Here is a 500-nt window from a genome sequence, read left to right as displayed (position 1 = left end):
GTCGAGTGCCGCGGTGAGGGCGTCGGTGACGGGCTCGTGCCCGGGGTGGCGGGTGAGGAGCGGCAGCGCGGCCCGTACGGCGTCCTCGGGGCCCGCGCCCCGGGTCAGGGCGTGGACGAGCAGGGCGTGGGCGCCGGCGGTGAGCATCGAGACGGGGTGGCCGTGGGTCTGCACGGCGCATTCCAGGGCGAGTTGGAGGACGAGCGCGGGGTCCCAGCCGCTGAGCAGGCCGAGCGGTGTGGAGCGGGTGGCGGGGGCGAGGCTGAGGGCGCGCGGGTTGCGGGGGCGGTCGAGGGTGCCGGCGCTCGCGTCGCCGAGCGCGGTGAGGCAGTCGCGGTCGGGGGCGCGGCGGGCGTAGAGCCATTCCTCGCGGGCGAGCCAGCCATCGGCCGTGCGGCGCTCGTCGGGCCCCCACTCGGCCTGCGTCGCGTACCAGCGGCGGTAGGCGGCGTGCAGATCGGTGGGCGGGTGCCAGGCGCCCGTGTCGCGCCGTACCTGCG

The 500-nt window shown here is 78.4% G+C and carries 1 protein-coding gene; it reads right to left on the bottom strand.

The genetic code is table 11. The features are described 5' to 3' along the window. Nucleotides 1-500 (bottom strand): ADP-ribosylglycohydrolase family protein (locus tag G3I42_RS12885; RefSeq protein ID WP_164285502.1); only part of this gene is annotated, 500 nt, incomplete at both ends.

This window comes from Streptomyces sp. SID11385 (genome assembly GCF_010548245.1).
In the GTDB taxonomy this organism is placed as follows: Bacteria; Actinomycetota; Actinomycetes; order Streptomycetales; family Streptomycetaceae; genus Streptomyces.
This window is presented reverse-complemented; position numbering and strand designations above follow the sequence as displayed.